12 protein-coding genes are annotated in these 11,274 nt (G+C 72.6%); 7 read left to right on the top strand and 5 right to left on the bottom strand.

All coding sequences use genetic code 11. From position 1 onward, the window contains the following. A partial coding sequence (locus DPA01S_RS17095; protein WP_232303192.1) for an HNH endonuclease signature motif containing protein occupies positions 1-464 on the top strand: 464 nt, incomplete at its 5' end. 14 nt (positions 465-478) lie between these two features. On the opposite strand, the gene DPA01S_RS14990 is transcribed toward DPA01S_RS17095, so the two are convergent. From DPA01S_RS14990 to DPA01S_RS14980, 3 genes are all read right to left on the bottom strand, one after another. Further along, on the bottom strand, positions 479-1,069 hold the full coding sequence (locus DPA01S_RS14990) for an Rv0361 family membrane protein (RefSeq protein ID WP_061229984.1): 591 nt from the start codon (positions 1,067-1,069) through the stop codon (positions 479-481). Positions 1,070-1,180: 111 nt separating this feature from the next. After that, positions 1,181-2,899 carry an alkaline phosphatase D family protein gene (locus DPA01S_RS14985; protein WP_061229983.1) on the bottom strand — a complete coding sequence of 573 codons (1,719 nt, stop codon included), beginning with the start codon at positions 2,897-2,899 and terminating at the stop codon, positions 1,181-1,183. Between the two features lie 82 nt (positions 2,900-2,981). After that, on the bottom strand, positions 2,982-4,388 hold the full coding sequence (locus tag DPA01S_RS14980) for a trimethylamine monooxygenase (protein ID WP_061917579.1): 1,407 nt from the start codon (positions 4,386-4,388) through the stop codon (positions 2,982-2,984). A gap of 302 nt (positions 4,389-4,690) precedes the next feature. Here DPA01S_RS14980 and DPA01S_RS14975 point away from each other — a divergent pair, with 302 nt between their 5' ends. Both DPA01S_RS14975 and DPA01S_RS14970 read left to right on the top strand, forming a co-directional pair. Next, positions 4,691-5,107 (top strand): DUF3151 domain-containing protein, encoded by a 417-nt coding sequence (locus DPA01S_RS14975; RefSeq protein ID WP_043567286.1) that lies wholly within the window; start codon positions 4,691-4,693, stop codon positions 5,105-5,107. Continuing rightward, positions 5,064-6,356: an FUSC family protein gene (locus DPA01S_RS14970; RefSeq protein WP_061917576.1), complete on the top strand. Its 1,293-nt coding sequence runs from the start codon at positions 5,064-5,066 to the stop codon at positions 6,354-6,356. Before DPA01S_RS14975 ends, DPA01S_RS14970 begins: the two co-directional genes overlap by 44 nt. Here DPA01S_RS14970 and DPA01S_RS14965 read toward each other — a convergent pair. Next, entirely contained in the window at positions 6,301-6,957 is a 657-nt protein-coding gene (locus DPA01S_RS14965; RefSeq protein ID WP_083961676.1) for a hypothetical protein, read from the bottom strand. The two genes, DPA01S_RS14970 and DPA01S_RS14965, sit on opposite strands and share 56 nt — an antisense overlap. 56 nt (positions 6,958-7,013) lie before the next feature. On the opposite strand from DPA01S_RS14965, the gene DPA01S_RS14960 reads away from it, so the two are divergent. The 4 genes from DPA01S_RS14960 (at position 7,014) to DPA01S_RS14945 (ending at position 10,979) form a co-directional block, all read left to right on the top strand. After that, positions 7,014-7,865, top strand: a complete 852-nt coding sequence (locus DPA01S_RS14960; protein ID WP_061917570.1) for a LamB/YcsF family protein — start codon at positions 7,014-7,016, stop codon at positions 7,863-7,865. Further along, positions 7,862-8,698 carry a 5-oxoprolinase subunit B family protein gene (locus DPA01S_RS14955; protein WP_063935272.1) on the top strand — a complete coding sequence of 279 codons (837 nt, stop codon included), beginning with the start codon at positions 7,862-7,864 and terminating at the stop codon, positions 8,696-8,698. Before DPA01S_RS14960 ends, DPA01S_RS14955 begins: the two co-directional genes overlap by 4 nt. After that, a complete protein-coding gene (locus DPA01S_RS14950) occupies positions 8,695-9,585 on the top strand; it encodes a 5-oxoprolinase subunit C family protein (RefSeq protein WP_061917567.1) in 891 nt (296 codons plus the stop codon). The genes DPA01S_RS14955 and DPA01S_RS14950 overlap by 4 nt, the downstream gene beginning before the upstream one ends. A 107-nt stretch (positions 9,586-9,692) precedes the next feature. Beyond that, positions 9,693-10,979, top strand: coding sequence for an adenylosuccinate synthase (locus DPA01S_RS14945; RefSeq protein WP_061229977.1), 1,287 nt, complete (start codon positions 9,693-9,695; stop codon positions 10,977-10,979). A gap of 40 nt (positions 10,980-11,019) precedes the next feature. Here the strand turns inward: DPA01S_RS14945 and DPA01S_RS17350 are convergent, their stop codons facing one another. After that, positions 11,020-11,244: a hypothetical protein gene (locus DPA01S_RS17350; protein WP_232303194.1), complete on the bottom strand. Its 225-nt coding sequence runs from the start codon at positions 11,242-11,244 to the stop codon at positions 11,020-11,022. Positions 11,245-11,274 lie beyond the last annotated feature (30 nt).

Raw genomic sequence — 11,274 nt, 5'->3', positions numbered from 1 at the left:
CCCTGGCCGAACGGATCCGCCTGCGCGACGGCACCTGCCGCCACCCGGGGTGCACCGTCGACGCCCACGACTGCGAGATCGACCACGTCATCGCCTTCGACCACCAGCGCCCCGAGCTCGGCGGGCCCACCGCCGAGTGGAACCTGGTGTGCCTGTGCCGCAAGCACCACCGGGAGAAAACCTTCGGCCACTGCGCCTACCGACCCGGACCCCTCGGCGAGCTGACCATCATCACCGAGACCGGACACGAACACCACACCCGACCCCACGGCCCCCTGGCCCAGGCCCGCGACCGCATCCTCGACCACCACTGGCACCACCACCTCGACCGCCTCATCGCCGACGACGGCCACCTCACCAACCCACCCGGGGTCGAACGCGCCCTGCGCGCCACCTCCCGCGGCGACAGGCCGGAGCAGCCGACGTCGCCGGAACGCCCAGAACGCCCAGGGCGGCCGGCGTGACCGGGCGGAGCCGATCAGCCCGGCTGCTGGCCCTCGGGCACCGAGCCCATTCCGACCCCGGGCTGGCACAGCTTCCAGGCGCCGTCCTCGTCGCGCATCCGCACCTGCTCCGGACCGGACCCGTCCGACTCGGACTCGACCGTCGCCATCGCCTCCGCGCCGCCGTCCGCGATCTCGACCCCGGTCACCTCGAGGTCCTCCGGGAACGAGCCCGCGATCGACTCGCGGAACATCGAATCGAGATCCGGCCCCGTCGCCTCGCTCGACGCGGTGATCGTGTCCACCAACTCCTGCGGGACCCGGTTCTCCGCGCACATATGACTGTTGAACTCGTCGAACGACTCCGCCGAGCTCATCTGCTCCAGCGTCTCGGCCACAGCCCGCTCGGCCCGCCCCGACGACGACAACGGCCCGGCCAGGAACGCCCACGCGACCGCGGCGACCACGACCAGCGCAACCACGGCCACCGCCGCGAGCACACCACCCCGGCCCGGGCGATCGCCGCGCCCGTCACCCGACAGACGTGCCCCACCCTCCGGGCCACCGCCCGGCTGCCCCCCGGGACCCGGATCTCCGGCGGGGGGCTGCTGGCTCGTCGTCGTCATCCACTACTCCAAAGACACCCGTCGCGGCCCCGGACGGGCCGCGTCGACCCGCCACGGTAGCCGACCGGCCTGAGATTCAGTGGGGACAGGGGCCCCGGCGCCCGCCGACTCTCAGGGCAGCAGTCCCGCCGGTTCCAGACGGTCCGAGCCGTGCGGCGAACGCCAACTGGCCAGCGGGTACGCACCGCTCGCGGGGTCCTCGCGCGCGACGAGCGCCCAGTAGTCGGCGTGCGCGTAGCCGCTCGTGAACTCGACCACCGTGAAGCCGTGCCGGTCCAGATCGGCCCAGCGGACGTGGCGGTTCACGCCGGTCAGCGCGCCCTGCGCGGCTTGCGAGAGGGGATTGCCCTCCGGCAGCCCCACCATGTCGTTGATGTTGTTGCTCGTGATGGACGGGGTGACGAACTCGACCGCTCCCGTGCCCGCACCGGGGTAGTCGGCGGCGTCGAGCGGCACCTCGTTGGCCCACGACGTGTGGATGTCGCCGGTGAGGAAGACGTGGTTGCGGTTGCCCGTCGCGCGGATCACCTCGAACAGGCGACGGCGCTCTCCGGCGTAGCCGTCCCACTGGTCGGAGTTATAGGTGATGCCCTCGCGCGGGATGCCGAGCAGTTCGGTGAGCGCCCCGGTCGTGCGGGCGTCCAGAGGCGGGATCAGCACAGGGGTGACCATGACCGAGTTGCCGATGACGTTCCAGCGGGCCGTCGACGACGCCAGGCCACGGGCCAGCCAGTCGAACTGCTCGGCGCCCGTCATGGTGCCCGTCTGATCGGTCGCGCGGCCGTTGAAGCGGCCCGGATCTTCCGAGCGGTACGAGCGCAGGTCGAGCATGCTCAGCTCGGCCAACGCGCCCCACCGCAGGCGCCGGTAGAGGTGCCCGCCGTCGCGCAACGACTCAGGCCGCACCGGCATCCACTCGAAGTAGGCCTGCGCGGACGCGGCCTTGCGGTCGGCGAACGGACCCTCGTGCGGCTGATGGTTCTCGGCGCCGTGCTCCCACGAGTTGTTGGCGAGCTCGTGGTCGTCCCACGTGCAGATCCACGGCACGTGCGCGTGCAGGGACTGCAGGTCGGGGTCGGTGCGGTACTGCGCCAGACGGATCCGGTAGTCGGCCAGGGTGACGATCTCGTGCGGCGGATCGTGCGGGCGGACGGCGCCGGCGGCGGCCGTGTACTCGCCGCGGCCGTACTCGTAGATGTAGTCGCCGAGTTCGATGATCGCGTCCAGGTCGCCACGCGCCTCGAGGTGGCGGTAGCCGGCGAAGAACCCGGCCTCCCAGTTGGAGCACGAGACCACGCCGACGCGCCAGCGGCCGGTGGCGGGCATCGCACCGTCGGCGGGGGCGGTGCGCGTGCGGCCGGTGCGTGAGGTCTGGCCGAGCGCGTGGAACCGGAAGTGGTACCACCGGTCCGGCGCGAGGCCTGCGCAGTCGAGCTTGACGGTGTGGTCGCGGCCGGCGTCGGTGGTGACCGTGCCCGATCGGACGATGGTGGCGAAGCCCGGGTCGGTCGAGACCTCCCAGTCGACGACGACGAGGTCTCCGATCCCGGACCCCGGGGCCGCCTGCTCTGTCGGCGTGACGCGCGTCCACAGGATGACGCGGTCCGCCATCGGGTCGCCGGACGCGACGCCGTGCCGGAACACGGTCGAAGCGGGCCCACCCGCGGTGTCCCCGGTGACGGGTCCGCCCGCTGCGGCGGCTGCAGACGCGGCGCGACCGGTGAGGGCCCCGGCGCCGACCGCCGCCCCGGCCAGCGCCCCCGCCCGCAGGAGGGAGCGCCGGCCGAGGCCCGCGCGGTACCCGGAGGGATCGGCAACAGAGTCGGTCATGTGACCAGCGTGACCGATCGATCGCCCCCGCGCCCCGGTTATCGCCGAGGCGTCATCGAGTGTTCATCCCCGGGTCCGGCGGTCAGCGCGTGGTGGACTCGGCGGGCTCGCCGTCCACGACCATCTGCTCCAGTTCGCTACGCGTGGGGGTCGACAGGTATCGCACCATCGAGTCGTCCAGTTCGCGCAGCCACGGTGTGTGATGCTCGGCGGCCATCGTGCCGGTCATGACCGAACGGTGCGGCTTGTCGCGGTAGGTGAGGATGTTGGCGGCCTTGTCGTCCTTCCACGCGAGGAAGATCCGGACGACCTCGTCGAGGTCGAACTCCGGGTAGTCGGTCGCGTCGATGAGGTCGCGGATGTAGTCGGCCTGGAACCGCACCTCGTCGGCGTCACCGTCGAGCTGCTGGAAGCGGTCGCGCCAGGCGCGCATGTGCGCGGCCCGGTCCTGCGCCGACGGCAGCGGCGTACGTCCGAGGATGAGGTCGCGGACGTACCAGGCCTGCGCGTCGAACATGTTGAACGTGAACCACTGGTCCTGGGCGCCGAGGTAGCACACGCGCGGGTTCTTCTGCCACACCACGCCCCGGTACAGGCCGGAAGGGTAGATGTTGTTCGGCGACTGCAGTGCGAGGTCGGCGGGCAGGAACGGATACTTGTGCAGGTAGCCGGTGCACAGGATCACCGCGTCGAACTCCCGCGTCTCGCCGCCTGTGAAGTGGACCGTGCTGCCGTCGAAGCGGTCGATGAGCGGCAGCTCCTCCATGCCGTCCGGCCAGTCGTAGCCGATCGGCCGGGTGCGGTAGGACATCGTCACCGAGCGGGCGCCCATCTTGAACGCCTGCACGCCGATGTCCTCGGCGGAGTAGGAGGCGCCGACGAGCAGGACCCGCTTGTCCGCCAGGTTCTCGGCGCCGCGGAAGTCGTGGGCGTGCTGGACCGAGCCGGGGAAGGTGTTGATGCCTTCGAACCCGGGCACGTTGGGGAAGCTGAAGTGGCCGGTGGCGACGATGATGCGGTCGAACTCGGAGGTGGTGGTGCGGCCCGAGCGGAGGTTCTCCACGGTCACGGTGAAGTTGTCCTGGTCGCGGTCGTAGTCCACCCAGCGCACGGCCGTGGAGAACTGCACCTGGTCCTTGACCTTCGACCGGCGCACGCGGCCGTCGATGTAGTCCCACAACACTTCGCGCGGTGGGTAGGACGGGATCGGCCGGCCGAAGTGCTCGTCGAAGGTGTACTCGGCGAACTCCAGGGCCTCCTTCGGGCCGTTCGACCACAGGTTGCGGTACATCGAGGAGTGCACCGGCTCGCCGTACTTGTCGATCCCGCTGCGCCAGCTGTAGTTCCACTGGCCGCCCCAGTCGTCCTGCTTCTCGTAGCAGACGATCTCGGGGATCGAGGCGCCCGCGCGCTGCGCGGACTCGAAGGCCCGCAGGGCGGCGATGCCGCTGGGGCCGGCTCCGAAGATGGCGATTCGTTGATTAGACAACTACATTCCTTCCGGCCGTCACCGGCCTCTCGTTCGTCTCGGGCAGAGACGTACGGTGGAGGCGGGGCGTCGGCGGAGGGGTCTCCGCGCGCTCCGGGCCTCGACACCGGACCATCGATCCCGCGTCGCGGCGGCGGTCAGTGCGGCCTGCGGCAACGCGACCGCGGCGCCCGTCGTGGGGCGCCGCAGGGCTCTCACCACAGCAAACGCCCGCCGTGCGCGCCCCGGACGGTCGGTCGCCCGTCCCGCGCCCGTTCACCCGCCGGGGGAACGGAGGCGGCAATTCGTGGACAATGGTCGGCATGACCCAGTTCGGAGATCTCCTCGGCCCCCCGCCCACCCGTCTGACCGGCGATCCGGAGGCGGAGGACGCCCTCGCCGCGGGCGAGGACCCCCGCACGGTCGCAGCCGACCATCCGGCGGCGTCGATCGCGTGGGCCGAGCTCGCCGAGCGCGCACTCGACGCCGGCGACGCCGTGACCGCGTACGCCTTCGCCCGAACCGGCTACCACCGCGGGCTGGATCAGCTGCGCCGCCACGGCTGGAAGGGCTTCGGCCCGGTGCCGTACGACCACGAGCCGAACCGCGGATTCCTCCGCGCGGTCGCGGCGCTGGCCCGAGCCGCGCAGTCGATCGGCGAGGAGGACGAGTACATCCGTTGCCTGGACCTGATCAATGAGTCGGACCCGCACGCCGCCGCGCCTCTCGGCCTGGCGTGACCGCCTGGACGCCCGCGCGCTGGGCGTCTACGCGGCGCTGCCGGTTCCCCTGAGGACGCGGACCCGGCGACTGGCGTACGCGTTCCTGCCGATCCTGCAGTGCGGCCTGGCCGCCGGGATCGCGTGGTACATCGCGTTTGACGTGCTGGGCCACCCCGCCCCGTTCTTCGCGCCCATCGCGGCGGCCATCGCTCTGGGCACCGGGATGGGCCGGCGGGTTCGCCGCGGTATCGAGCTGGTGATCGGCGTCGTGGTGGGCGTCGGCCTGGGCGATCTGATCATCGCGCAGATCGGCTCCGGACCGTGGCAGATCGCCGCGGTCGTGGTGCTGGCGATGTCGGCGGCCGTGTTCCTCGACCGGGGCGCGCTCGTGGGGACGCAGGCGGCGTCGTCGGCGATACTCGTGGCCACGATCCTGCCGCCCGGCTCGGCGGGTGGTTACGAGCGGATGGCGGACGCCGCCGTCGGCGGTGTCGTCGCACTGGTGGCGATGTCGCTCGTTCCCGTGCACCCGCTGCGGCGCGCCCGGCGCGAGGCGGCGTCGCTGCTCGGCGTGGCCTCGTCGGTCCTGGCGGAGGTCGCCGAGGGCCTGGACCGCCGCGACTCCGACCGCATCCGCGAGGCGCTGCAGGACGCCCGCGACACCCAGCCGGCGATCGACGCGCTGGAGGAGCAGCTCGCGGGGGCCCGGGAACTGGTGCGGATCTCGCCGTTCTACCGCCGGCGCCGTCCGGAGGAGGTGGAGCTGAGCCGGATTCTCAACCCGCTCGACAACGGCATCCGCAACATCCGCGTGCTGGCGCGGCGGGCGATCGTGGCCGTCGACGACCAGGTCGACGTCCCGCCCGCGCTCAGTTCGCTGCTGGCCGCGCTCGCCGACGCGGTGGAGCTGCTCGCCCAGCGGGTGGCCGCCGACCCCGACGCACCCGGAGCCGCGACGGTGCTGCGGGAGTTGCGCGCGGTGTCGGCGCGGGCCAAGCGGGAGCTGGTGATCGGCTCCGGCATGACAGAGATGGTGATGCTCGCCCAGATCCGGTCCATCCTCGTGGACGTGATGCAGGTGGCGGGCCTGAGCAAGATCTCGGCACTGGCCACGCTGCCGCCGACGGTGCGGACGCCGGCCGTGTCGCCGGAGCTGCTCGAGGAGGAGTGGCCGGATTCGCCGGACCGGCCCGCGCCGGAGATGCCGCCGTTCAGGGCGACACGAGCCTCCATGGCTCGGTATGACGGTAGAAGGTCGTCCTCTTGATGGCCCTCCGGCCGGTGACCCCGTCGCGGGTGAGAAGGCCGGCCTCGGTCCCCAGCTGGACCGCGCGGGCAGCGAGCCACGGCCGTCGTCGCAGCCAGCGGGGGCGGGCGGCCGTGGCGACGACGCCAGGCAGGTCCGGCGTCGGGCGGACGATGAGGGTGTCGATCTCGCCGGAGAAGACCCGGTTGTCGTCGGCGTAGGCCTCGCCCACCAGGTGGCCCCCTTCGGGGCCGCTGACGGTGGCCTCGCCCACGAGCGCGGTCCCGGTGTCGTCGCGCACGAGGGGTACCTCGCGGGCACTGCCCCGGACGCCGAGCTTGGCGGCCTCCGAGCCGGTCGGCAGGCCGTACGCCTTGGTGGCCGGTGTCGATTCGTCGGCGACGTACGCGATCTCCACGTCGAGATTCTCGGTGCGCATGAGTCGGGTGAGGAGCGCGGCCAGTCCGGCGTCGCTGCCGCACACGACCAGCCGGCGGCGGGTGCCGACCTCCGAGAGCGCGCGCGCGACCTCGTCCTTGGTGGGGGCCGCACTGACCTCGATGCGGGGGTGTTCGCCGAGGACCGTCGGGACCGGCGCGGAGCCGCAGCGGATGACGATCATGACCTCCATCATGACCGCAGCCGCCGGAGGTGGCGAACCTGGGGCAGGATGGAGGTGTGCAAGCACAGGCGCACGACATCGATCGCGGCAGCATCGATCTCAACTGCGACCTCGGGGAGGCCCGCCGCGGCACCCCGAGGTGGGCGGCCTCGCTCGCGCCCCACGCGGGGCCCGATCCCGACGACGCCGCCCTGCTGGCCGTGGTGACCTCCGCCAACGTCGCGTGCGGCTTCCACGCCGGCAACCGGCCCACGATGAACGCGACGGTCGTCGCGGCCGCCGGGCGGGGCGTGGCCGTGGGCGCGCATCCCTCGTACCGCGACGCGGAGAACTTCGGTCGCGTCGATCACGACCTCGGTCGGGAGGAGGTCGCCCGCATCGTGGCGTTCCAGCTGATCGAGCTCGACATGGCCGCGCGACGCCACGGCTCGCGGGTACGTTACGTCAAGCCCCACGGGGCCCTCTACAACCGCATCGTCCACGATCGCGAGCAGGCGGCCGGTGTCGTCGACGCGGTCCTGGTCTACGCCGCGGTCGCCGACGAGGACCCGCTGCCGATCCTCGGCCTGCCCGGTGCGGCGGTCCTGACGGAGGCCGAGAAGGCGGGCGTGCGGGCCGTGACCGAGGCGTTCGCCGACCGCGGGTACCGACCCGACGGCACCCTCGTGCCGCGCGGCGAGCCGGGAGCCGTCATCACCGACGCCGACGAGGTCGCCGCCCGGGTGGTGGCCATGGCCACGGGGCGGGAGATCACGGCCTCGGACGGCTCGCCGGTCGTCGTGGAGGCCGCGTCGATCTGCGTTCACGGGGACACCCCTGGAGCCGTCGACCTGGCGCGCCGGGTGCGGTCGGCTCTCGTGGCCTCCGGCGTGTCGTTGGCGCCGTTCGCGCCGGCGGGGGAGAGATGACGACGACGAGTATCCGCCGCTGTGGAGAGGCCGCGCTGCTGCTCGAGTGTGCGGGTCTGGCAGAGGCGGTGCAGCTCGCCGGGAGGGTTCGCGGGTTGCGGCCGGAGGCCGTCGACGTGGTCGCGGCGGCCCGCACCGTGCTGGTGACCGCGCGGGAGGCCTCGGCGCTGCCCGGGCTGCGGCGGCGGGTCGAGGCCCTCCTCTCCGAGGAGCCGCCGCCCACCCAGAATCCGCTACCCGGGGACCGGATCCGCTACCCCTATGCGGGTAGCGGATCCGGAGGGGGAGTAGCGGATCCTGGGGCCGCGGGCGGGGTCGGGGACGCTGGCGGGGTCGGGGCCGCGGGTGGGGCGGCCGAGGTGATCCTCGACGTCCGCTACGACGGGCCCGACCTGCACGCCGTCGCCGACCTGGCCGGGCTGTCGACCGAGGCGTTCGTGCGGACCCACACGGCAATCGCCTGGCGGGCCGCGTTCGGCGGGTTCGCGCCCGGATTCGCCTACCTCGTGGACGCGCGGGAGCTCGATGCTCGCAACCCGGACGCGCGCGGAGGCGAGCAGCGCGTCCACGCCGAGCCGCGACCCCTGCCGACCGTTCCACGGCTTCCGTCCCCGCGGGCGCGGGTGCCGGCCGGATCGGTGGGCCTGGCGGACCGGTTCTGCGCCGTCTACCCCGGCGCGTCGCCCGGCGGGTGGCAGCTCATCGGCACCACCGACGCCCGGCTGTGGGACGTCGACCGCCCCGACCCCGCCCTGCTGACGCCCGGGACGATCGTGCGGTTCCGTGACGCTGGCGGCTCCCGCGGCTGCGGCGGCCCGGGCGCGGACCGATGAGCCTGCTGGTGCTCCGGGCCGGGCCCGCCGTCCTCGTGCAGGACCTCGGCCGCCCCGGACACGCCGACCTCGGGGTGACCGCCTCCGGGGCCGCCGACCGCGCCGCCGCGGCCACCGCCCTCCGGGCCGTCGGCACCGACCCCGCCGCCGCGGTGCTCGAGGTGCTGCTCGGCGGGCTCACCGTCCTCACGGACGCCCCCGCGATCGTGGCGGTCACGGGTGCGGAGGCCCTCGTCGTCGTCGTCACCCCCGACGGATCCCGACGCACCGCCGCCACCGGCGACGTCCTCCGCCTCGACACCGGGTCCACGCTGGAGATCGGCCGGCCCGTCGCCGGGGTGCGCAGCTACGTGGGCGTGCGCGGGGGGATCGACGTGCCGCCGGTGCTGGGCAGCCGATCCCGTGACACCCTGTCCGGGCTCGGCCCGCCGCCCGTCACCGTCGGGGACGTCCTCGACGTCGGCGACGCGGTCGTGGGCCCGTGGGCGGACGGATGGCAGGCGGCCGTCGGCGGCACCGACGCCCGCCAACCCGTCGACCTCGACGTCATCCCCGGCCCGCGCGACGACCTCTTCCCACCCGAGGCGTGGGACGTCCTCGCGGCGACCGGCCACGTCAGCGGCCACGCCGACCGGGTGGGCGTGCGCATCGACCCCGCCCGGCCCGTACCGCGACTGTCCAGGGGCGAGATCCCCAGCGAGGGCATGGTGCGCGGCGCCGTCCAGATCCCCGCCGATGGCCGCCCCGTCGTGTTCGGCCCCGACCACCCCGTCACCGGCGGCTACCCCGTGATCGGCGTCCTCACCTCCCCCAGCGCCGACCGGATCTCGCAGCTCCTGCCCGGAACGCCCGTGAGACTGCGCAGGGCGCGGGGGGTCGGCGACTAGGGTGAGAGCGTTCAGAAGACTAATCTGGAGTGCTGGTGTGCGCGGAATCACGAGAAGGTGTCCGTCCCTCACCGTGTAGACGACTCTTTTCGAGGTGAAAGCGAACCATGCCAGCGATCGTTCTGATCGGCGCCCAGTGGGGCGACGAGGGCAAGGGCAAGGCCACCGACATCCTGGGCGGCCGCGTGGACTACGTGGTCAAGCCCAACGGTGGCAACAACGCCGGCCACACCGTGGTCGTGGGCGGCGAGAAGTACGAACTCAAGCTCCTGCCCGCCGGCATCCTCTCGCCCACCGCAGTACCCGTGATCGGCAACGGCGTGGTGGTGAACCTCGAGGCGCTGTTCGACGAGATCGAGGGGCTGCAGGCCCGCGGCGCCGACACCTCCCGCCTGCGGATCTCCGCCGACGCCCACCTCGTCGCGCCGTACCACCAGGCGCTCGACAAGGTCACCGAACGGTTCCTCGGCAAGAAGGCCATCGGCACCACCGGGCGCGGCATCGGCCCCACCTACGCCGACAAGGTCTCCCGCGTGGGCATCCGCGTGCAGGACGTGTTCGACGAGTCGATCCTGCGACAGAAGATCGAGGGCGCGCTGCACCTCAAGAACCAGATCCTCGTGAAGATCTACAACCGCCGCGCGGTCGAGGTCGAGGAGATGGTCGAGTACTTCCTGTCCTACGCCGACCGCCTGCGGCCTATGGTCTGCGACACCACGCTGATGCTCAACGAGGCCCTCGACCGCGGCCAGTCCGTCCTCATGGAGGGCGGCCAGGCCACCATGCTCGACGTGGACCACGGCACCTACCCGTTCGTCACCTCGTCCAACCCCACCGCCGGCGGCGCGTGCGTCGGCTCCGGGATCGGGCCCACCAAGATCACCCACTCGCTGGGCATCGTCAAGGCGTACACCACCCGCGTGGGCGCCGGGCCGTTCCCCACCGAGCTGTTCGACAAGTGGGGCGAGTACCTGCAGGTCACCGGCGGTGAGGTGGGCGTCAACACCGGCCGCACCCGCCGCTGTGGGTGGTACGACGCCGTGATCGCCCGGTACGCCGCGCGCGTCAACGGCTTCACCGACTACTTCCTCACCAAGCTCGACGTGCTCACCGGCATCGGCGAGATCCCGATCTGCGTGGCCTACGACGTGGACGGCGTCCGTCACGACGAGATGCCCATGACGCAGACCGACTTCCACCACGCCCAGCCGATCTACGAGACCATGCCCGGCTGGGAAGAGGACATCACCGGGGCGCGCGAGTTCGGCGACCTGCCACCCGAGGCCCGCGACTATGTCCTGCGGCTCGAGGAGTTGGCCGGCTGTCACATGTCGTACATCGGCGTGGGCCCGGGCCGGGACCAGAACGTGGTGCGGCGCGACATCCTGGGGTGACCCCGGCGCGCCCGGGGAGCGATGGGAGCTGCCACTCGGGTCAGAAGGGCAGGCCCGGGATCTGCGGGAGTTCGAAGGCGCCGCCGGCGATTCCCGCGCTCACGGCCAGAGCAGCCGAGACGCCCAGGCCCGCGAGGAGAACCAGTCCCGCGCCGACGACCGGGTTGTCCAGCGAGCCGCCTGTGGACTTGATCGCTCTGTGGCGGTCTTCTGTGGCTACTTCTTGGCGGCGGCGTACTAAATCGGGCGTTCTGCCCGGAGGGATTAAGGCGAGTCGGGCGGCTCTCGGGTGTGC

Origin of the sequence: Dietzia papillomatosis NBRC 105045 (genome assembly GCF_001570845.1) — a bacterium.
Classification (GTDB): Bacteria; Actinomycetota; Actinomycetes; order Mycobacteriales; family Mycobacteriaceae; genus Dietzia; species Dietzia cinnamea.
The sequence above is the reverse complement of the archived record's forward strand: the minus strand, read 5'-3'. Positions and strand labels throughout refer to the sequence as shown.